Source organism: Motiliproteus coralliicola, from assembly GCF_003345655.1.
Taxonomy (GTDB): Bacteria; Pseudomonadota; Gammaproteobacteria; order Pseudomonadales; family Balneatricaceae; genus Motiliproteus; species Motiliproteus coralliicola.
Genome location: NZ_QQOH01000004.1, coordinates 108,609 through 128,129 on the forward strand (window position 1 = coordinate 108,609; position 19,521 = coordinate 128,129).

Annotated in this window: 21 protein-coding genes; 17 read left to right on the forward strand and 4 right to left on the reverse strand. The window is 55.8% G+C overall.

Going from position 1 to position 19,521, the window contains the following annotated elements; genetic code table 11:
* Positions 1-6 precede the first annotated feature (6 nt).
* Complete coding sequence (gene dnaA / locus DV711_RS14395) at positions 7-1,530, reverse strand: chromosomal replication initiator protein DnaA (protein WP_114696787.1); 1,524 nt, start codon at positions 1,528-1,530, stop codon at positions 7-9.
* Positions 1,531-1,994: 464 nt separating this feature from the next.
* Here dnaA and rpmH point away from each other — a divergent pair, with 464 nt between their 5' ends.
* The 4 genes from rpmH (at position 1,995) to mnmE (ending at position 5,798) form a co-directional block, all read left to right on the forward strand.
* Positions 1,995-2,132, forward strand: coding sequence for a 50S ribosomal protein L34 (gene rpmH, locus DV711_RS14400; protein ID WP_114696422.1), 138 nt, complete (start codon positions 1,995-1,997; stop codon positions 2,130-2,132).
* A 26-nt stretch (positions 2,133-2,158) separates the two neighbouring features.
* The gene (gene rnpA / locus DV711_RS14405; RefSeq protein WP_114696423.1) at positions 2,159-2,545 is read left to right on the forward strand and encodes a ribonuclease P protein component; all 387 of its coding nucleotides are present in this window, start codon (positions 2,159-2,161) and stop codon (positions 2,543-2,545) included.
* 84 nt (positions 2,546-2,629) lie between these two features.
* Positions 2,630-4,324 carry a membrane protein insertase YidC gene (gene yidC, locus DV711_RS14410; RefSeq protein ID WP_114696424.1) on the forward strand — a complete coding sequence of 565 codons (1,695 nt, stop codon included), beginning with the start codon at positions 2,630-2,632 and terminating at the stop codon, positions 4,322-4,324.
* Positions 4,325-4,421: 97 nt separating this feature from the next.
* Positions 4,422-5,798 carry a tRNA uridine-5-carboxymethylaminomethyl(34) synthesis GTPase MnmE gene (gene mnmE, locus DV711_RS14415; protein WP_114696425.1) on the forward strand — a complete coding sequence of 459 codons (1,377 nt, stop codon included), beginning with the start codon at positions 4,422-4,424 and terminating at the stop codon, positions 5,796-5,798.
* A 54-nt stretch (positions 5,799-5,852) separates the two neighbouring features.
* Here the strand turns inward: mnmE and DV711_RS14420 are convergent, their stop codons facing one another.
* Positions 5,853-6,434, reverse strand: a complete 582-nt coding sequence (locus DV711_RS14420; RefSeq protein WP_114696426.1) for a TetR/AcrR family transcriptional regulator — start codon at positions 6,432-6,434, stop codon at positions 5,853-5,855.
* A 173-nt stretch (positions 6,435-6,607) separates the two neighbouring features.
* Here DV711_RS14420 and DV711_RS14425 point away from each other — a divergent pair, with 173 nt between their 5' ends.
* The gene (locus DV711_RS14425) at positions 6,608-7,306 is read left to right on the forward strand and encodes a glutathione binding-like protein (RefSeq protein ID WP_114696427.1); all 699 of its coding nucleotides are present in this window, start codon (positions 6,608-6,610) and stop codon (positions 7,304-7,306) included.
* Positions 7,307-7,439: 133 nt separating this feature from the next.
* Here DV711_RS14425 and DV711_RS14430 read toward each other — a convergent pair whose 3' ends face one another.
* Both DV711_RS14430 and acuI read right to left on the reverse strand, forming a co-directional pair.
* Positions 7,440-7,841: a hypothetical protein gene (locus DV711_RS14430; protein WP_114696428.1), complete on the reverse strand. Its 402-nt coding sequence runs from the start codon at positions 7,839-7,841 to the stop codon at positions 7,440-7,442.
* 114 nt (positions 7,842-7,955) lie between these two features.
* Positions 7,956-8,954: an acrylyl-CoA reductase (NADPH) gene (gene acuI, locus DV711_RS14435; protein WP_114696429.1), complete on the reverse strand. Its 999-nt coding sequence runs from the start codon at positions 8,952-8,954 to the stop codon at positions 7,956-7,958.
* Positions 8,955-9,126: 172 nt separating this feature from the next.
* Here acuI and DV711_RS14440 point away from each other — a divergent pair, with 172 nt between their 5' ends.
* The 12 genes from DV711_RS14440 (at position 9,127) to atpA (ending at position 19,482) form a co-directional block, all read left to right on the forward strand.
* Positions 9,127-9,867, forward strand: coding sequence for a FadR/GntR family transcriptional regulator (locus DV711_RS14440; RefSeq protein WP_114696430.1), 741 nt, complete (start codon positions 9,127-9,129; stop codon positions 9,865-9,867).
* A gap of 97 nt (positions 9,868-9,964) precedes the next feature.
* Positions 9,965-10,159 carry a hypothetical protein gene (locus DV711_RS14445; protein ID WP_114696431.1) on the forward strand — a complete coding sequence of 65 codons (195 nt, stop codon included), beginning with the start codon at positions 9,965-9,967 and terminating at the stop codon, positions 10,157-10,159.
* Positions 10,160-10,704: 545 nt separating this feature from the next.
* Positions 10,705-12,615: a tRNA uridine-5-carboxymethylaminomethyl(34) synthesis enzyme MnmG gene (gene mnmG / locus DV711_RS14450; RefSeq protein ID WP_114696432.1), complete on the forward strand. Its 1,911-nt coding sequence runs from the start codon at positions 10,705-10,707 to the stop codon at positions 12,613-12,615.
* On the forward strand, positions 12,615-13,289 hold the full coding sequence (gene rsmG, locus DV711_RS14455) for a 16S rRNA (guanine(527)-N(7))-methyltransferase RsmG (protein ID WP_114696433.1): 675 nt from the start codon (positions 12,615-12,617) through the stop codon (positions 13,287-13,289). Before mnmG ends, rsmG begins: the two co-directional genes overlap by 1 nt.
* 42 nt (positions 13,290-13,331) lie before the next feature.
* Positions 13,332-14,120: a ParA family protein gene (locus tag DV711_RS14460; RefSeq protein ID WP_114696434.1), complete on the forward strand. Its 789-nt coding sequence runs from the start codon at positions 13,332-13,334 to the stop codon at positions 14,118-14,120.
* A 58-nt stretch (positions 14,121-14,178) separates the two neighbouring features.
* Complete coding sequence (locus DV711_RS14465; RefSeq protein ID WP_114696435.1) at positions 14,179-15,048, forward strand: ParB/RepB/Spo0J family partition protein; 870 nt, start codon at positions 14,179-14,181, stop codon at positions 15,046-15,048.
* A gap of 157 nt (positions 15,049-15,205) precedes the next feature.
* Entirely contained in the window at positions 15,206-15,628 is a 423-nt protein-coding gene (locus tag DV711_RS14470) for an ATP synthase subunit I (RefSeq protein WP_114696436.1), read from the forward strand.
* Between the two features lie 14 nt (positions 15,629-15,642).
* Entirely contained in the window at positions 15,643-16,503 is an 861-nt protein-coding gene (gene atpB / locus DV711_RS14475) for a F0F1 ATP synthase subunit A (RefSeq protein ID WP_114696437.1), read from the forward strand.
* A gap of 104 nt (positions 16,504-16,607) precedes the next feature.
* Entirely contained in the window at positions 16,608-16,844 is a 237-nt protein-coding gene (atpE, locus tag DV711_RS14480) for a F0F1 ATP synthase subunit C (protein ID WP_114696438.1), read from the forward strand.
* Between the two features lie 54 nt (positions 16,845-16,898).
* Entirely contained in the window at positions 16,899-17,369 is a 471-nt protein-coding gene (locus tag DV711_RS14485) for a F0F1 ATP synthase subunit B (protein ID WP_114696439.1), read from the forward strand.
* Positions 17,370-17,384: 15 nt separating this feature from the next.
* The gene (locus tag DV711_RS14490; protein ID WP_114696440.1) at positions 17,385-17,921 is read left to right on the forward strand and encodes a F0F1 ATP synthase subunit delta; all 537 of its coding nucleotides are present in this window, start codon (positions 17,385-17,387) and stop codon (positions 17,919-17,921) included.
* A gap of 16 nt (positions 17,922-17,937) precedes the next feature.
* Entirely contained in the window at positions 17,938-19,482 is a 1,545-nt protein-coding gene (atpA, locus tag DV711_RS14495; protein WP_114696441.1) for a F0F1 ATP synthase subunit alpha, read from the forward strand.
* The last annotated feature ends 39 nt before the right edge of the window (positions 19,483-19,521 follow it).

Genomic DNA, 19,521 nt, shown 5'->3' on the forward strand with positions numbered 1-19,521 from the left:
CTTCCGTTAAGTGGAGAGCGACCGCAACAGGTTTTTATAGTCTTCGCGTATATCCGTATCGGTTTCCCGCAATTCTGCCACCTTACGACAGGCATGCAAGACCGTTGTATGGTCACGGCCACCGAACGCATTACCGATCTCCGGCAGGCTGTGATTGGTCAGCTCTTTCGAGAGCGCCATCGCCACCTGCCGGGGCCGTGCCACCGAGCGGCTACGCCGCTTCGAGTGCAGGTCGGCCACCTTGATCTTGTAATACTCGGAAACCACTCTCTGTATGTTATCGATACTTACCAGCTTATCTTGAAGGGCCAGTAGGTCTTTGAGTGACTCGCGGATGAATTCGGTGGTGATCTTATTGCCGGTGAAGTGAGCGTTCGCTATCACTCGCTTAAGTGCCCCTTCTAGCTCCCGGACATTGGATCGAATTTTTTGAGCGATAAAGAAAGCCGCGTCGTGGGGTAGACGAATTCGCGCTTCGTCGGCCTTTTTCATCAAAATCGCCACCCGGGTTTCCAGCTCCGGTGGCTCAACCGCCACGGTCAGGCCCCAGCCAAAACGGGACTTGAGACGATCCTCCAGACCGGCAATTTCTTTAGGATAGCGGTCACAGGTCAAAATCATCTGCTGGCCGCCTTCCAACAGGGCATTGAAGGTGTGGAAAAACTCCTCCTGGGAGCGGTCCTTATTGGCAAAGAACTGGATATCGTCGATCAACAGCGCATCCACAGAACGGTAATAGCGCTTGAATTCGTTGATCGCGTTCAATTGCAGCGCCTTGACCATGTCGGCCACGAAGCGCTCCGAGTGAAGATAAACAATCTTGGCATTGGGATTTCGGTCCAGCATCGCCGCACCGACCGCATGCATCAAGTGGGTCTTACCCAGACCGACACCACCATAGATAAATAGTGGATTGTAGGAAGTCCCCGGGTTTTCAGCCACCTGCTGGGCCGCAGCCAACGCCAACTGGTTGGACTTACCTTGCACGAAGGTCTCGAACGTAAACAGACTATTAAGGTGGGTCTGGTGACGGATACCACCCTCGACCTCAACCTGACGACCGCCGGTTTCCGGCTCGGGGTCCACCGGCAGCAGCTCGGCCTGACGCGGCAACTCCGGGGTTGGTCGAGGGATCGGCTGACTCGGCGCTGAAGGCACAGACCCGAGTGAGGTTTCCGTTTTCACAGCCGCTACCGGAGCGGCAGCGGGCTGCGGAACCGGGCAAGCCGGTGCGACCTTACCGGCACCAAGTCGATGTACGTTGGGACTTGCCTGGCGTAGCGATCCGCCGGCCACTTCCAGAATCACTTCATTGATCAGATCATCGCCATGCTCAAGCAGCAGCTCCTTAATTCGCTTAAGGTACTTATCACTAACCCAATCCATCACAAACCGGTTGGGGGCGAGCAGACGTAGCTGGGCTTCCTCACCCGATTCCGCCTTCAACGGGCGGATCCATGTATTGAACTGCTGGGGAGGAAATTCCTGCTCTAAATGCCCCAGACAGGTCTGCCACAAGGTCATTACCATTAGGTCGATACCACCTGATCCATAAAATCCCGCCATTTTAACGACTGACCCGACGGTTATCCACAGAATCGAGTTATTCACCGAAAAAAAATCGCTCGCTCGCTTAAATCGTGCCAGCTGGCTAAAAAATCACCGCCGATTACGGCTGCGAGCCAGCATTTTCAAGGGTTTCAGCCTAGTTACACTATCCACCAGCTATACCGAGTTACCACCAGCTAATACCGGCTTTATCAACACGCTAATACATTATTTAGAATAGATTTTTTTAGCTTTTGCACAGAATTTACCGTTTTTGATCAGAAAGGGCTGCTCTAGACCGATTTTCTGGGGATAATCAGGGAAAATCGGCCAAATTGATCAAAAAATCGCGTTTTTGGTTTGCAGCACCGATCGCTTTTCTCTAGAATTCCGCTTCTGTTTTTTAAGGCGGGGCCAAATGCCCTTCATTTATTAGGTATAGAGTGATGAGTAAAAGAACTTTTCAGCCCAGCGTACTTAAGCGCGCCCGTAACCACGGCTTCCGTGCTCGCATGGCTACTAAAAGCGGTCGTCAGGTACTGACCCGTCGTCGCGCTAAAGGTCGTAAGTCTCTGAGCGCCTAAGCTCAACATAGAGAGAATGACCAACCATGACTGGTTTCGAGTTTCCTCGGTGTTCGCGCCTATTGAACGCCGGGGACTATCGAACCGTTTTCAATGGTGCTCAGCTTAAAGTTTCGGATCGTCATCTTCTGATCCTGGCTACCCCCAACCCACTTCCCCACCCCCGACTCGGCCTGGTAATCGCCAAAAAAAACGTGCGTCTGGCCGTGCAAAGAAACCGCGTAAAACGTATCATCCGCGAATCCTTTCGACACCAGGATGAGGGGTTACCGAACCTGGATATCGTCGTCATGGCTCGGAGAGGTTTGGGAGATCTGGACAACGCCGCTTTACATCAGCTGATCGACCATAGCTGGAAACGGTTGCGTAAATATGCCCACCGGCATCTCAAATCCAAACCAAAGGGTAATTGAAGCCGAGTGGAGTCGATGTTCGACTTCTCCGCGACGCTTTGTGCCCAATCAACCTTAAACTAACGTCATCGGCAGACAACAAACATGGATTTCCAACGCATCGGTTTGATCGCCGCCCTGGCAGTTATCTCCTACCTTCTGGTCCTGCAGTGGCAGAAGGATTACGGTGATCAAGCCCAGCCTGTAGCTAGTACTCCTGTTTCCTCCTACTCCAGCGCACCCGATATCGCCGCACCGGAAAGTAACGGTGCCAGTGCCAATGCATCAAATGGCGATATCCCCTCAACCGAAGCGCCGGAAGCCTCTGCCGAAGTCGCGGTTGCTGACAACGCCGCCCAAGGCGGTCTGGTCAAAGTTACCACCGACACCCTGGATCTGCTGATCGACACCTATGGCGGCGATATCATCCAGGCGGCACTGCCTGGCTACCTGGCCCAGCTCGGTAACGATCAACCACTTATTCTGCTGGAGCAGAACTCTAACCGTACCTACACCGCCCAATCGGGCCTGACCGGTACCAACGGCCCCGACGCCAAGGGTGAGCGCCCTCGCTACAGTGTTAGTGCGAAAGAGTTCAGCATGGCCGATGGCCAGGACAGCCTCAGCGTCGACCTGGTCTACCAACAGGACAACAATGTCACCATCACCAAGCGTTTCAGCTTTAAGCGTGGTGAACACCTGGTCCATGTGGAATACCTGATCGACAATCAGGGCGATCAAGCCTGGCAGGGCAACCTGTTCGGCCAGATCAAGCGTGACCGTAGCGCCGACCCCTCATCCCAGACCAGCATGGGCATGCAGTCCTATCTGGGTCCGGCCTTCTCCAACGCCGAAAACAACTACGAAAAGTATGATTTCGACGATATCGACGAGAAAGCGTACAAGAACAAGACCGAAGCAGGCTGGGTAGCGATGCTGCAGCACTACTTCGTCAGCGCCTGGATTCCGAACCCGGAGCAGAGCCATAACTACTTCGCCCGTGAGCGCAACGACAACTACCTGGCCGGCTTTGTCTCGCCGTCCATCAGCGTTCCGGCCGGCCAACAGGGCAGCGTTGGCGCTAACTTCTACGTTGGTCCAAAGATCCAGGATGCCCTTGAGCAAGCCGCTCCGAATCTGAAGCTGACTGTCGACTACGGCTGGCTGTGGTGGATCGCCCAGCCGCTGTTCTGGCTGCTGCAGATGATCCAAAGCGTGGTGGTCAACTGGGGTCTGGCGATCATTCTGGTCACCGTGGTGGTGAAAGCCCTGTTCTTCCACCTGTCCGCCAAAGCCTATCGCTCGATGGCCAAGATGCGTGCCGTCAGCCCGGAGCTGCAGCGTCTGAAAGAGCTGTACGGCGACGATCGCCAGAAGATGTCCCAGGCGATGATGCAGCTGTACCAGAAAGAGAAGATCAACCCGATGGGCGGCTGTCTGCCGATCCTGATCCAGATGCCAGTATTTATCGCGCTGTACTGGGTACTGCTGGAAAGCGTCGAGCTGCGCCATGCGCCCTTTATGCTGTGGATCCAGGACATGTCGGTGATGGATCCGTACTTCGTACTGCCGATCCTGATGGGTGTGACCATGTTCTTCCAGCAGATGCTGAACCCGACCCCGCCTGACCCCATGCAAGCCAAGGTGATGAAGATGCTACCTTTCGTGTTCACCTTCTTCTTCCTGTGGTTCCCGGCTGGTCTGGTTCTGTACTGGGTGGTCAACAACATCCTGTCGATCGCACAGCAGTGGGTTATCACTCGCAGCATCGAAGCCGAAGTACAGGCGAAGAAATCCTGAACCTGATCGGCTGACAAGCACTACCTTTAAAGGGCTCCTAACGGGGCCCTTTGTCGGTTTATAGCCGGCCTAAATAAACCTGAGCCCAACTCTCACCATGCAGATCGACAACGACACCATCGCCGCGATCGCCACTCCGCCTGGACGCGGCGGCGTCGGTATCATTCGGGTATCCGGCCGCCAAGCCGGTGCAATTGCCGAGCGTGTTCTCAGCAGCAAGCCCCAGCCCCGCTACGCCCATTACGGCCCTTTTCTGGACCGTGACGGCCGCGAACTGGACCGCGGTATCGCGCTGTTCTTTCCCAATCCGCACTCCTTCACCGGCGAAGATGTGCTGGAGCTTCAGGGCCACGGCGGTCCGGTGATCCTGGATCTGCTGCTACGCGAGATTCTGGCGCTGGGTGCCCGCTCAGCCCGGCCCGGTGAGTTCTCCGAGCGCGCCTTCCTCAACGACAAGCTCGATCTGGCCCAGGCCGAGGCAATTGCCGATCTGATCGACAGCTCCTCGGAGCAGGCTGCTCGTTCGGCGCTACGCTCGTTGCAAGGCGAGTTCTCGGCCCGGATCCAGACGCTGGTGGAAGCCCTGATCCAGCTGCGGATCTATGTCGAAGCGGCGATCGATTTTCCCGAAGAGGAGATCGATTTTCTGGGCGACGGTAAGGTAGCCGCTGATCTGTTGCAGATCGAACAACAGTTGCTGGAAGTGTTGGCCGAAGCCAATCAGGGTGCGCTGCTGCGCGAGGGTATGAACGTGGTGATCGCCGGACGTCCCAACGCCGGCAAGTCCAGCCTGCTGAACGCGTTGGCCGGTAAGGAATCCGCCATCGTCACCGATATCGCCGGCACCACCCGCGATGTGCTGCGCGAGCATATCCATATCGACGGTATGCCGCTGCATATCATCGATACCGCCGGACTGCGGGACAGCGATGATGTGGTCGAGCAGATCGGTATCGATCGCGCCTGGGAGGAGATCCGTAGTGCCGATCGGGTACTGTTGCTGGTCGATGCCAGCAGCACCCACGAGACCGAACCCGAACGAATCTGGCCCGACTTTATCGCCCATCTACCCAGCCTCGACAAGGTGACGGTGATTCGCAACAAGATCGACCTATCCGGCGAACAGCCCGGGGTCGGTAACGGTCTTGAGACAGACCCAAGCTGCCACCTGATCCGCCTCAGTGCCAAGCAGAACCAGGGGGTCGAGCTGCTGCGCCAACATTTAAAACAGTGCATGGGCTACGACAGCAGCTGCGAAGGTGGCTTTATGGCGCGCCGTCGCCACCTGGAGGCGTTACTTCAGGCACAACAGTATCTCGAGGCAGGAAAGCTGCAGCTGACCGATTACGGAGCGGGAGAGTTGCTGGCCGAAGATTTGAAGGAAGCGCAAAACGCGTTATCGCAGATCACCGGCGAGTTCAGCAGTGATGACCTGCTGGGACGAATCTTCGGAAGTTTCTGTATCGGTAAGTAAGCAGAGCTCACCGGGTTTCAAGTCGCTCTGCCGACGCGATCACGGCTAACGCGTTCAACGAAGATTGGAGAAGATATCCTCGATCAGCCTGTCGATCTGGTCGAGATCCTCGTTGACGTGTCGATAGGCCCTTAACCCCATCATCTGCATCTGCAGGTATCGAGCGACCTGGTCTGGATCCAGATCCTGACGCAGCTCCCCCTGCACCTGAGCCTCACTCAAGATAGCCGCGAACGCGGCTTCCATCTGGCGTAACAGCAGCTTGGCTTCAGCCAACAGGTCAGCATTTTCGTCGGTCAGTTCCGAGACCGTCTTAACCAGCATGCACATGCTGCTGGGAGCCCCCCCTCTGCAGCTGACAACCGCCTCCTGAATAAACTGCTGCAATCCCTGCAGCGGCGATGATGCCGCCGCAACGGTCGAGAGCAGTCGCTCCTTGCTGGCGTTGGCATAGTGCTGCAGGGTTTCGCTGAACAAGCCCTCTTTGCTGCCGAAGCAGGCATAGATACTTCCCGGGCGCATATCGATCGCCTGCTGAATATTGCGCATCGAGGTGGCATGAAAGCCCTTGGTCCAAAACAGTTCAGTCGCTTTCTGAATCGCCTCTTGGCGATCAAACTTAGCCGTGGCTGCCATAATTTAACCCTTGAACATTTGTTCAAATAATAGCCTGGAAGGGTGGTTTTGTGCCAGTGAAATGGTGCTACTCCTAGGAGTTATCCTTAGCCCTCTATCGGGTATATATATATAGTTTGAACGAATGTTCAAGATGTGTTTGAATGATCGTTCAAGCATAGTGGGAGCAACCGATGATCGATCTCTACTACTGGCCCACCCCTAATGGCCACAAGATCACCATTTTTCTAGAAGAAGCCGGTCTGGATTACCGCATTCATCCGGTGGACATCAGCGCTGGTGACCAGTTTAAGGCTGACTTCCTGGCGATCTCACCCAATAATCGGATGCCAGCCATCATCGACCGGTCGCCGGATGAAGGTAGCGAACCAGTTTCGGTCTTCGAGTCCGGCGCCATCCTGATCTATCTGGCCGAGAAAACCGGTCGCTACCTGCCAACCGAGTTAAGGGCTCGCAAGACCGTCCTGGAGTGGCTGATGTGGCAGATCGGTGGTCTCGGCCCCATGGCAGGCCAGAATCACCACTTCGTCCAGTACGCACCTGAGTCGGTCCCCTATGCCATCGAACGCTATGTCAACGAAACCAACCGCCTCTACGGCGTTCTGGATAAGCAGCTTGAAGGAAAAGACTGGATTGCCGGCGAGTACTCCATCGCCGATATGGCTACCTACCCCTGGACCGTCAATCATCAAGGCCAACGACAACAACTGGATGACTTTCCCAACCTGAAGCGCTGGTTTGAGGCAATGCGGCAGCGGCCAGCCGTTATCACCGCCTATGAAAAAGCAGCGCCCTGGAGCCAGCGTGCAGCAGTAACGGAAGAAGGGAAGAAGCTGTTGTTTGGCCAAACGGCCAAGGTAAATAGTAGGTAAGTAAGCACTCGCTATCAGCATGGATATTGATAGCATAGACGAGCGGAAATATTAAAGCGTCAGCAGTACGCTGGAAAATCAGCAGCGTTACCCGACTCTCAGATCGGGTAATGCGCTGTAGCTGATATCAGGATTAGAACGGTAGCTTGATCTCCAAAGCCACATCGCCATTGGTCCGACCACTGAATTCGGTTACCAAGGAGCCATCCAGATGACGGGTCATAAAGTTGACCCGATTCGGTTCGAGTACAACCGCGCTACGGTCACTGATCCGGTGGACGGTCGCTCTCTTATAGAGGTGTTTTGCCTGCTTATAATCGACACCGAGTGAATCGAGCCCTTTGCGGGCACCATAGCCCAGTGCACCCAGTTTCACCTTGCGCCAGGCTTCATCTTGATCAACCTGAGGACCGTAGCCCTCATGGTAGCGGCCCAGATGTTCCTCAAGCCCACCGGCCTGTACAGCTGACACCATCAGTGATGCGACGCCCAGCAGCAGTGCCGCCAGGGAAGTTTTTATTGTGTTTTTTCTCATCGCCCGCCTCCATCCATCGATAAGGCCTATCAGATACGATAGCCTATGATGGCACCACAAGCGTGAAAAAAGCTCAAGCCCGAAACTCTTTTTTTTCGGGCTTGAGGGTCAGCATCAAGCCTGCAGATCAACCACTACGCGGCCTTGAACCTGGCCCGCCATGATCGCAGCAGCCTGCTCGGGAACCTGCTCCAACGCGACCACCTGGTTGATCGAATCCAGCATCGATTGCGGCAGATCAGAGGCCAGGCGCTTCCAGGCCTCAATCCGACGCGCAGCCGGACACATCACCGAATCGACCCCCTGCAATCGCACATTACGTAAGATGAATGGCATCACCGTGGTCGGCAGTTTGAAGTCACCGGCCAGGCCACAGGCTGCCACGGTTCCGCTGTAATCAGATTCGGCCAGCAACCGGCCCAGCATATCGCCGCCGACGGTATCGATCGCGCCGGCCCAGCGGGATTTTTCCAGCGGTCGAGAGCGGGCACCCATCTCATCACGACTCAGAATTTCGCTGGCACCCAGGGATTTCAGATAGTCATGGGTCGACTCGCGACCGGTAATGGCAGCGACCCGGTAACCCAGCTTGGCCAACAGCGCCACCGCGACGGAACCGACACCACCCGCAGCGCCTGACACCACCACAGTACCGGAGTCCGGCGTGATACCGCCGTCTTCGAGCGCCATCACACAGAGCATCGCGGTCAGACCTGCGGTACCGATCGCCATCGACTGGATTGCCGTGATGCCGGCGGGCAGCGGAACCAACCATTCGGGACGGACCCGCTGGTACTGAGCGTATCCACCCCAGTACTTCTCCCCCACACTCCAACCGGTCAGAACAACCTTGTCCCCGGCCTGGTAATCACTGTCACCCCCATCGACGACGGTGCCGACCAGGTCGATACCCGGCACCATCGGCCACTTCAACACAATCTTACCGGTCCCGGTGACCGCCATCCCGTCCTTGTAGTTCAGGCTGGAGTAATCCACCTTCACCAACACCGGCTCGTCTGGAAGGTCTTGTTGGCCTAGCTGTTCGATCGCAGCCTGGGTCTTACCTTCATCATCTTGGCGCAGGACCAACGCCTTAAATGCAGTCTCAGTCATCGGGAATTCCTCTCTCAGCGGATGTTGTCGACGCTCGTAATGGACGAGGCCGTTGCTGGGAAACTAAAACCCTATTGTTAATTTGTCAAACAAATAGGAAAATCAAATCTGTGTTACTATCGCCCCAGTTCGATTCAGCTTAGTCAAAAACTCCAAGGAGTCAGTAGTCCCCATGGCGATCCGTTTTAACAACCTGGTCACCCAGAGTCTGGCCAAGCAGATTGCGGAACAGATCCGCAGTGCGATTCTGGAAGGCCGGTTACGGGTTGATGAACGTCTTCCCACCGAGGAGGAGCTGGCAGCCCGATTCGAAGTTTCAAGGCCCACGATCCGAGAAGCGCTAAAACGGTTAGCGGCGCAAAACCTGGTTCGATCCAAGCGTGGCCCGGCCGGTGGTACCTTTATTACCCGTCCCACCGAATCCGAATTGAGAACGACGCTGGCCAACAGCACCACGTTGATGGTGACCCTGGGCGAATTCGATATCGAATCGATCACCGAAGCCCGTCGTGAAATGGAGGGGGCCTGCCTTAAACTGGCGATAGAGCGACGCACCGAGCAACACCTTGAGCAACTGGATCAGGAGCTGGCCTATCAGCAGCAATCGATCAGCGACGAAGAGTTTTGTGCGTCGGACGTGCGTTTCCACCGTCTGATCATCGACGCCACCGCCAACCCGGTAATGCAGTTCAATATGGTCACGGTCATCGAAGCCCTGCAACCGCTGATGAATATGATCGCCAACCGGACCCGTTCACGGGACCGGATCATCCAGCACCACAAACAACTGCTCGACGCCATACAGCGGCAAGACTTGGTCGAGGCACAATCGAGTTTGAATCAGCTGCTGGACTACCTGCTGGAACACTATCGGCAGGCGCAACAACTTCGCAGCACCTCTTCCCAGGGCTGACCACAGCTTCATCAAAAAACGCCGAAAGTGTCATCGGACTGACATATTTGAGTTCTAAGGTTCGATTCCAAGACGACAATCTAGAAGGAATCGAAACATGCAAACTCATTCACATGCCCACCACCATGACGACCATCTTCGCCTGATCCGCCAGGCCGACAGCTGGTGCATCCTGCAGCGCCTATCCGATAGCAGCAGCTACAAGCGTGAAATCTGGAAACCGGTCAGCAAGCAACTGACTATCGATCAGGCCAACCACCTGCTGCAACAGCTTCGGCATCAAAACGGCTGAGGCTATCGCGGCCCAAGATAACGCCCCCCCTCTACACTTCCTCTGCTGTTCTCCCGCCTAGTTAGCCGCTGCCAGCGTTTGCTTTCATTCTATTTTTACCGCTCAGATTGTGCTCAATCTGTCGCTAAAGTTATCCACTTTGCGCTGTGGGTAATGTGTATAACCACACCCGAATAACCAACGGCTTCCGCTGTGGATACTTTACCCCTGTGAGTAACCCACCAAGTTACCCCCAACTTTCACACCTTTGATCCGCAATTTCTGCGCTGGATAACTCTGTGGTTGTTATCCACATAAGATTAGGTAAATAAAGAACTTTTCCTGATTACACACAGCATTGATGGGTCCATATAACAACAATAAAAATCATCTTTCTTATCTAATCATCTTATTCATTTTCTATTTATATCAGGGTTGATCAGTTCAAAACTCAGCTCGGCTTAATTCATAAACGACATAGGAGCCGATATACTTGTCCTCTTTACCTGCATTTCGGGCTGAAACGGTTCAGTCTCGATTCTAGGCGTTGTATTTGAGGGGTTATCGTGGACTTTCCTGATCGTTTCGATGTCATTGTGATCGGTGGCGGCCATGCCGGAACCGAAGCTGCGTTGGCGGCGGCAAGGATGGGCTCACGCACCCTGCTGTTAACTCAAAATATTGAGACCCTGGGCCAGATGTCCTGTAACCCGGCGATCGGTGGTATCGGTAAGAGTCACCTGGTGAAGGAGATCGATGCACTTGATGGTGCAATGGCCAAAGCCACTGACCTGGCTGGGATCCAGTTCCGTACCCTGAATTCCCGCAAAGGGCCGGCTGTCAGAGCGACCCGGGCACAGGCCGATCGTCAGCTCTATAAGGCAGCGGTTCGCTCGATTCTGGAAAACCAGCCCAACCTGCAGATTTTTCAGCAGACCGTCGATGATCTGATCTTTGAGAATGATCGGGTGGCCGGTGCCGTGACCCAGATGGGGTTACGTTTTTACGCTCGCTCGGTGGTGCTGACAGCCGGGACCTTCCTGGGTGGCCTGATCCATATCGGGATGCAGAACCACAGCGGTGGACGTGCCGGTGATCCTCCTTCATCTAGTCTGGCACGGCGTCTGCGTGACACCGCACTTCGGGTTGATCGCCTGAAAACCGGAACCCCGCCCCGTATCGATGCGCGCAGTGTCGACTTCTCGGTGATGCAGGAACAACCGGGGGATACGCCGCTGCCGGTGATGTCCTACATGGGTTCGGTCGATGACCATCCGCAACAGATCAGCTGCTATATCACCCATACCAACAGCCGTACCCACGAGATTATCCGTGGCGGGATGGACCGCTCGCCGCTCTATACCGGCGTAATCGATGGGGTTGGACCACGTTATTGTCCATCGGTGGAGGATAAGATCGTCCGTTTCGCCGACAAGGAATCCCACCAGATATTTGTTGAGCCGGAAGGATTGACCACCCACGAGCTCTACCCCAACGGCATCTCCACCAGTCTGCCGTTCGATGTCCAGATTGAACTGGTGCGCTCGATCAAAGGATTTGAAAACGCCTTTATCACCCGACCCGGCTATGCCATCGAGTACGATTACTTCAACCCTCAGGATCTGAAGGCCTCTTTGGAGAGCAAGCTGGTTGATGGCCTGTTCTTTGCCGGTCAGATCAACGGCACCACCGGTTACGAAGAGGCCGGTGCGCAGGGCTTGTTGGCCGGTGCCAATGCTGCGTTGCAGGCTGCGGGACGTGACAGCTGGAGCCCGCGGCGGGATGAGGCCTATATCGGTGTGATGGTCGATGATCTGATCACCCTGGGAACTTCCGAGCCTTATCGGATGTTTACCAGCCGGGCTGAGTACCGCCTGATTCTGCGTGAAGATAATGCCGACATCCGCCTGACCGAGCAGGGTCGTGAATTGGGATTGGTCGGTGATGAGCGCTGGCAAGCGTTCTGTGAAAAGCGCGAATCGATCGAACGGGAGACCCAGCGGCTCAAGAACAGCTGGGTGCAGCCGAGCACCGAAGCGGCTGCTCGCCTGGATGACAAACTCGACAAGCCGCTAGGGCGCGAGTACAACCTGCTCGATCTGCTGAAGCGGCCGGAGCTTGGTTATGTCGATGTAGGAGGCTTGTGTGGCGACGTCGATATCGATCCAAGGGTCTGCGAGCAGGTCGAGATTGAAACCAAATATGCCGGTTATATTCAGCGTCAGCAGGATGAGATTGAACGCCTGCGTCGTCAGGAGGATACTCGGCTACCGGAACAGCTCGATTACAACGCGATTGACGGACTGTCGAATGAGATCCGCCAGAAGCTGAACGAAGCCCGTCCGGCGACCTTGGCCCAGGCTGGCCGTATTCAGGGGGTAACCCCGGCGGCGGTTTCGCTGCTGCTGATCCATCTGAAAAAGCTCGGGAAGCTGCAACAGCTCAGTGAGGTTTCGCCCAACGGAGAGTCGAGCTGATGTCTGTTACCGAATACGGTCTGCCGCAGGATTGTGAGTCAACACTGATCCGGGGAGCGCAAAAGCTGGGCGTTGCCCTGAGCGGTCAACAGCAGCAGTTGCTGCTGCGTTACCTGGGACTGTTGCACAAGTGGAACCGGGCTTATAACCTCACTGCCATTCGGGATCCGTTGGCGATGGTGTCGCGGCATCTGCTCGACAGCCTCAGTGTGGTGCCGGAGATCGAAGCGTTGCAACCGGCGCCACAGCGGATCGCCGATGTCGGCACCGGACCGGGTCTGCCCGGCGTGGTACTGGCGATCATGTATCCGCAGCAGCAGTTCACGCTGATGGACAGTAACGGCAAGAAAACCCGCTTCCTGCAGCAGGCCAAGCTGGAACTGGGACTGGACAATATCGAGATCTACCACGGTCGGGTCGAGCAGTACCCGATCAGCGAGCCGTTCGATGCGGTCATCTCAAGGGCATTTGCCTCCTTGGAGGACATGCTGACCTGGACTGCACCGCTGTGCGATCAGAACGGTTATTATCTTGCCATGAAAGGGCTGTACCCTGAGCAGGAGCTGGCTCAGATGCCGGAAGGCTTCGTCTTGCGTGACAGCAGACCGCTGCAGGTGCCCGGCTCTGAGGGTGAGCGTCACCTGCTGACAGTGCAGAAAACCCAACCCGAGTGACGGGTTTCACAATTGAGATTCGGACCGGACAAGGAGACTTCGGTGGTTAAAATTCTAGCGGTGACCAATCAAAAAGGCGGGGTCGGCAAGACCACCTCCTGCGTCAATCTGGCGGCATCGCTGGCGGCCACCAAGCGTCGCGTGCTGATGGTCGATCTGGACCCGCAGGGCAATGCCACCATGGGGGCCGGGGTCGACAAGCATGGCCTGGAGCGCTCGGTCTACGACGTGTTGACCGGCCGGGTCGATACCCAGGAAGCGATCACCTCAGAAACCAGCGGCGGTTTTGACCTGCTGCCGGCCAACGGCGACCTGACCGCCGCGGAGGTTGAGCTGATCCCGGTCAAGCGTAAGGAGTTCCGGCTCAAGCAGGCGCTGAACCTGGTGCAGGACAACTACGATTACATCCTGATCGACAGCCCGCCGTCGCTGAACATGCTGACCGTGAATGCGTTGGTGGCGGCCACCGGGGTGATCATCCCGATGCAGTGCGAGTACTATGCGCTGGAGGGCATCTCGGCGTTGATGGGCACGGTCGAGAAGATCCGTGCGGCGTTGAATCCCAGTCTGCAGGTCGAAGGGATCCTGCGAACCATGTACGACCCGCGCAACGGGCTGACCCGTGATGTGTCGACCCAATTGCTCGACTACTTCGGCGATAAGGTCTACCGCACCGTGATTCCGCGCAATGTCCGCCTGGCCGAAGCGCCCAGTCACGGACTGCCGGCACTGCTGTACGACAAGAACTCCCGGGGAGCGGTCTCCTACCTGGCGCTGGCCGGTGAGCTGAATCGACGCTGCGCTCAGTCGCCCAATGCACTGGCCTCTTGATCACCCAGCAAACCCTAAACGACACCCAACTGATACTGAATAAACGACGGAAACAACGATGGTGAAAAAACGTGGCCTTGGTCGTGGTCTGGATGCACTGCTTGGTGGTGCACCGATGGAAGAGAGCCCGGTTGAACTGACCGCAACCGAGCCATCCGAGGCCCTGCAGGCGCTGCCGGTCGATAAGATCCAGCGTGGTATCTACCAGCCACGGCGGGATATGGACCAGGCGGCATTGGAAGAGCTGGCCAGCTCGATCCGGGCTCAGGGGGTGATTCAGCCGATCGTGGTCCGTCCGGTCGATATGGGGCGTTACGAGATCATCGCCGGTGAACGTCGCTGGCGTGCGGCGCAGATGGCCGGGTTGACCGAGATCCCCACCTGCATCCGTGAAGTACCCGATGAAGCGGCGATCGCGATGGCGCTGATCGAGAACATTCAGCGTGAAGACTTGAATCCGATCGAAGAAGCGATGGCGTTGCAGCGGCTTATCGATGAGTTCGAGTTGACCCAGCAGAAGGTGGCCGAAGCGGTCGGTAAATCCCGCAGCGCGGTGACCAACCTGCTGCGACTGATGAAGCTGATGCCGGAAGTGAAGCGGATGCTTGAATACGGTGATCTGGAGATGGGCCATGCCCGGGCATTGCTGGCACTGGATGGTGAAAAGCAGATCACGGCTGCCAAAGAAGTGGTGGCACGGGGCTTGTCGGTGCGCCAGACCGAAGAGTTCGTCAAACAGTTCCAGGCCTCTCCCAAGAAGACCGAAAAACCCGAGCCCGATCCCGGCGTCGAGCAGCTGCAGCAGCGTTGGCGCGAGCTGTTGGGGATGCAGGTTCGGATCAATCACTCCGAAAAGGGCGACGGCAAGCTGACCATCAGCTACCGCAATCTGGAAGAGGTCGAATCGATCCTCCAGAGAATGCAATAACACCAAGGTACCAAATAACCCGCAAGCCCTTATACGACCTTGGATTAGATACCCTTAATTGGTGGTTGAAGCGCCTACCCTTAGCCCCTATAATCCGCAGTCGGTTAGGGGGGGCGAATCGCTTCAACGACGCTTATTCGGAGCAGGGTCGATACCCGTGGGTCAAGCTAACAACCCCAACAACAAAGGCTTAACGACCCAAAAGCAGCGTACGCAGATACGCGCTCTGATGTTGTCGCAGATTGTCCTGACGTTGATTGCTTCGGCAATCATCTGGCTAAGCGCTGGAACTGTTGCTGGATACTCGGCTTTATTGGGCGGACTGATCTACTTAATCCCCTTTATGTATCAAGCACAGCGGGTTTTAAAGGCTGACCCGCGGACCGGCCTGCGCCAAAGTGTGCGTGAACTGTATAAAAGCGAAATATGGAAAATGGCTCTGACCATGGTGCTGTTCGGCAGTGTGTTCAGCTTAGTAAGACCACTAGAGCCCTTTTCCTTATTTGGCGTTTTTATATTGATGCAGCTGATCTCTTGGCTGGCGCCGTTGATACAGAATCAAAAACTTTTGAAAAATTGAACTGAGAGGAAATCATGGCTGCAGAAGGCGCACTCACGACTTCCGGGTATATCATCCACCACCTGACCAACTTGACCTTCGGCAAGCTGCCCGAAGGTTTTGTCCGTTACGACGGCTCTGTGGTCGGTGAGGGCGGTACCTGGACCATTGCTCACGGCAACGAAGCATCAACCATGGGATTCTGGGCGTTAAACCTGGATACCATGCTGTTCTCCGTCGGCTTGGGCTTGTTCTTTATCTGGCTGTTCCACAAGGCGGCGGTTAAAGCCACCAGTGGAGTCCCCGGATCCCTGCAGAACTTCGTCGAAACCATCATCGAGTTTGTCGATGAGAACGTGAAATCCTCCTTCCATAGCCGTAACGAACTGGTCGCCCCGCTGGCGCTGACCATCTTCGTCTGGGTCTGGCTGATGAACCTGATGGATCTGGTACCGATCGACTGGGTTCCCTACCTGGCCACCCAGCTGGGCGTTCCGTACCTGAAGATCGTACCGACCACCGACGTCAACGCCACCATGGGCATGGCATTGAGCGTGTTCGCGTTGATCATCTACTACAGCTTGGCCGTTAAGGGCCCGAAAGAGTTCATCGCCGAACTGACCCTGCAGCCGCTGGGTAAATACATGGTTCCGGCCAACCTGTTCCTGGAAGGTGTCAACCTGCTGGCTAAGCCGGTTTCCCTGGGTCTGCGACTGTTCGGCAACATGTACGCCGGTGAGATGATCTTCATCCTGATCGCGCTGCTGCCGTTCTGGATCCAGTGGGTGCTGTCAGTACCCTGGGCGATCTTCCACATCCTCATCATCACGCTACAGGCCTTCATCTTTATGGTTCTGACCATCGTGTACATGAGCATGGCGCACGAATCGCACTAAGAAGAATTGTTGGTGGGTCCGACGAACGGATCCACCTCACTGAAGCAAGAAACTAATTCAATTAACCAAAACTTAAAAACTTAAACTCTTAATAGGAGAATACAATGGAAGCTGCTCTGCTATACCTGGCTGGTGCTCTGGTAATGGGTCTGGGTGCAACTGGTGCTGCAATCGGTATCGGTATCCTCGGTGGTAAGTTCCTGGAAGGCGGCGCTCGTCAGCCTGAACTGATCCCGATGCTGCGTACTCAGTTCTTCATCGTCATGGGTCTGGTCGACGCGATCCCGATGATCGGTGTTGGTATCGGCATGTACATCATGTTCGTTGTTGCTGCAGGTTAAGTTAATACCTTTTAACTCACTCAAAAGTAATCAAGAGTAACGAGAGGTATTGGCGTGAATATCAATGCAACCATCATTGGTCAGGCCATCGCATTTGCCTTCTTCGTCTGGTTCTGCATGAAGTATGTGTGGCCCCCGGTCACTAATGCTCTGAAAGAACGACAGAAGAAGATTGCCGAAGGCCTAGATGCAGCCGACCGCGCCTCACGTGACCTGGAACTGGCGAAAGAAAAAGCCACCCAGGCACTGCGTGAAGGCAAGGAACAAGCTGCGGCCATTATCGAGCAGGCCAATAAGCGTGCTAACCAAATTGTCGATGAAGCCAAAGAACAGGCTATCACTGAAGGCAGCCGCCTGAAGGAAGCAGCCCAGGCTGAAATCGAACAGGAAAAGAACCGTGCTAAAGAAGCGCTGCGGGCTGAAGTTGCAGCTCTGGCGATCGCTGGTGCGGAGAAGATCCTGGACAAAGAGGTAGACAGCAAGGCTAGCGCAGAACTTGTAGCAAAGCTTGCAGCGGAGCTTTAAGAAGCGAGGTGAACGATGGCTGAACTAAGTACAGTCGCTCGACCCTATACCAAAGCTGCGTTTGCGTCTGCGATCGAGCAGAAGTCGCTGGACCAGTGGTCCGAAATGCTTGCTGTTGCCGCCCAGGCGGCCAGCGACGAGCAAGTCGCGGCTCTGCTCGGAAATCCCGCCCTCAGTGCCGAGCAAAAAGCCGGTCTGGTGCTGGATGTCTGTGCAGACAAGCTGAACGAGCAGGGACAGAACTTCATTAAGCTTCTGGCTGAAAACAAGCGCCTGCCCGTACTACCTGAAATTTCCGTGTTGTTCGATCGGTTCAAGGCTGAACAGCAGAAGAGTGTCGATGTTGAAGTCACTTCTGCCTACAAACTGACCAAAGAACAACAGACCAACCTAGCTCAGGCACTGGGCGCCAAGTTGGACCGCGAAGTCAATATCACGAGCTCTCAAGATAAGAGCCTGATCGGCGGTCTGATTGTGCGTACTGATGACCTGGTAATCGACGGCTCGGTGCGCGGCAAGCTGCAGAAGCTTGCCGAAGCCCTGGGTTCCTGAGCGAGAGGGAAAGAGCATGCAGCAACTGAATCCATCTGAGATCAGCGAAATTATCAAGAAGCGCATCGATAATCTCGATGTGACTTCTGAAGCCCAGAATGAGGGCACTGTGGTCAGCGTATCCGACGGTATCGTTCGGATTCACGGTCTGGCCGACGTAATGAACGGGGAAATGATCGAGTTCCCTGGCGGTATCTACGGTATGGCACTGAACCTGGAGCAAGACTCCGTTGGTGCCGTTGTTCTGGGTGACTACCTGGGACTGAAAGAGGGCATGACTGCCCGCTGTACCGGCCGCATCCTGGAAGTACCGGTAGGTCCGGAACTGCTCGGCCGCGTTGTTGACGCGCTGGGTAACCCGATCGACGGTAAAGGTCCGGTTGACGCCAAAGAAACCGATGCAATCGAAAAGGTTGCTCCGGGCGTAATCTGGCGTCAGTCAGTAGACCAGCCGATGCAGACTGGTTATAAAGCGATCGACGCCATGGTGCCGATCGGTCGTGGCCAGCGTGAGCTGATCATCGGTGACCGTCAGACCGGTAAGACCGCTGTAGCGGTTGACGCCATCATCAACCAGAAAGGCACCGGCGTTAAGTGTGTCTACGTTGCGATCGGACAGAAGCAGTCCACCATCGCCAACGTAGTACGCAAGCTGGAAGAGCACGGCGCGATGGATCACACCATCATCGTTAACGCCGGCGCTGCCGATCCGGCCGCGATGCAGTACATGTCCGCATACGCCGGCTGTACCATGGGTGAATACTTCCGTGACCGCGGTGAAGACGCCCTGATCATCTATGATGACCTGACCAAGCAGGCTTGGGCATACCGTCAGACTTCCCTGCTGCTGAAGCGTCCCCCGGGACGTGAAGCTTACCCGGGTGACGTTTTCTACCTCCACAGCCGTCTGCTGGAGCGTGCCGCCCGAGTCAGCGTCGACTACGTTGAGAAGTTCACCAACGGTGAAGTTAAAGGTCAGACCGGTTCCTTGACCGCTCTGCCGATCATCGAGACCCAAGGCGGTGACGTATCTGCGTTCGTACCGACCAACGTAATCTCGATCACCGACGGTCAGATCTTCCTGGAATCCGACCTGTTCAACGCCGGTATCCGTCCTGCGATGAACGCCGGTATCTCGGTATCTCGTGTAGGTGGTGCCGCTCAGACCAAGATCATCAAGAAGCTGGGTGGCGGTATCCGTCTGGCCCTAGCTCAGTACCGTGAACTGGCGGCATTCTCCCAGTTCGCTTCTGATCTTGACGAAGCGACCCGTAAGCAGCTCGAGCACGGTCAAGCCGTTACCGAACTGATGAAGCAGAAGCAGTACTCGCCGATGAGCCTGTGCGAAATGGGCCTGGTCCTGTACACCGCCAACGAAGGCTATCTGGAAGATATCCCGGTCAATAAGATCCTGGATTTCGAAGCCGCGTTGCTGGCCTACTTCGCTTCCGAGCATGCTGATCTGGTTAAGCAAGTCGACGAGTCTGGCGACTACAACGACGACATCGCTGCCGCGTTTAAAGCCGGTATCGAGAAGTTCAAGAGCACCCAGACCTGGTAATGAGACGGGGGTCAACGCCCCCGCCTACCAACTTGGGTA

Excerpts from the sequence above, each read along its gene's own strand:
- dnaA (WP_114696787.1), bottom strand. The coding sequence starts at position 1,530 with ATGGTAATGACCTTGTGGCAGACCTGTCTGGGGCATTTAGAGCAGGAA.
- rpmH (WP_114696422.1), top strand. The coding sequence starts at position 1,995 with ATGAGTAAAAGAACTTTTCAGCCCAGCGTACTTAAGCGCGCCCGTAAC.
- rnpA (WP_114696423.1), top strand. The coding sequence starts at position 2,159 with ATGACTGGTTTCGAGTTTCCTCGGTGTTCGCGCCTATTGAACGCCGGG.
- yidC (WP_114696424.1), top strand. The coding sequence starts at position 2,630 with ATGGATTTCCAACGCATCGGTTTGATCGCCGCCCTGGCAGTTATCTCC.
- mnmE (WP_114696425.1), top strand. The coding sequence starts at position 4,422 with ATGCAGATCGACAACGACACCATCGCCGCGATCGCCACTCCGCCTGGA.
- DV711_RS14420 (WP_114696426.1), bottom strand. The coding sequence starts at position 6,434 with ATGGCAGCCACGGCTAAGTTTGATCGCCAAGAGGCGATTCAGAAAGCG.
- DV711_RS14425 (WP_114696427.1), top strand. The coding sequence starts at position 6,608 with ATGATCGATCTCTACTACTGGCCCACCCCTAATGGCCACAAGATCACC.
- DV711_RS14430 (WP_114696428.1), bottom strand. The coding sequence starts at position 7,841 with ATGAGAAAAAACACAATAAAAACTTCCCTGGCGGCACTGCTGCTGGGC.
- acuI (WP_114696429.1), bottom strand. The coding sequence starts at position 8,954 with ATGACTGAGACTGCATTTAAGGCGTTGGTCCTGCGCCAAGATGATGAA.
- DV711_RS14440 (WP_114696430.1), top strand. The coding sequence starts at position 9,127 with ATGGCGATCCGTTTTAACAACCTGGTCACCCAGAGTCTGGCCAAGCAG.
- DV711_RS14445 (WP_114696431.1), top strand. The coding sequence starts at position 9,965 with ATGCAAACTCATTCACATGCCCACCACCATGACGACCATCTTCGCCTG.
- rsmG (WP_114696433.1), top strand. The coding sequence starts at position 12,615 with ATGTCTGTTACCGAATACGGTCTGCCGCAGGATTGTGAGTCAACACTG.
- DV711_RS14465 (WP_114696435.1), top strand. The coding sequence starts at position 14,179 with ATGGTGAAAAAACGTGGCCTTGGTCGTGGTCTGGATGCACTGCTTGGT.
- atpB (WP_114696437.1), top strand. The coding sequence starts at position 15,643 with ATGGCTGCAGAAGGCGCACTCACGACTTCCGGGTATATCATCCACCAC.
- atpE (WP_114696438.1), top strand. The coding sequence starts at position 16,608 with ATGGAAGCTGCTCTGCTATACCTGGCTGGTGCTCTGGTAATGGGTCTG.
- DV711_RS14490 (WP_114696440.1), top strand. The coding sequence starts at position 17,385 with ATGGCTGAACTAAGTACAGTCGCTCGACCCTATACCAAAGCTGCGTTT.
- atpA (WP_114696441.1), top strand. The coding sequence starts at position 17,938 with ATGCAGCAACTGAATCCATCTGAGATCAGCGAAATTATCAAGAAGCGC.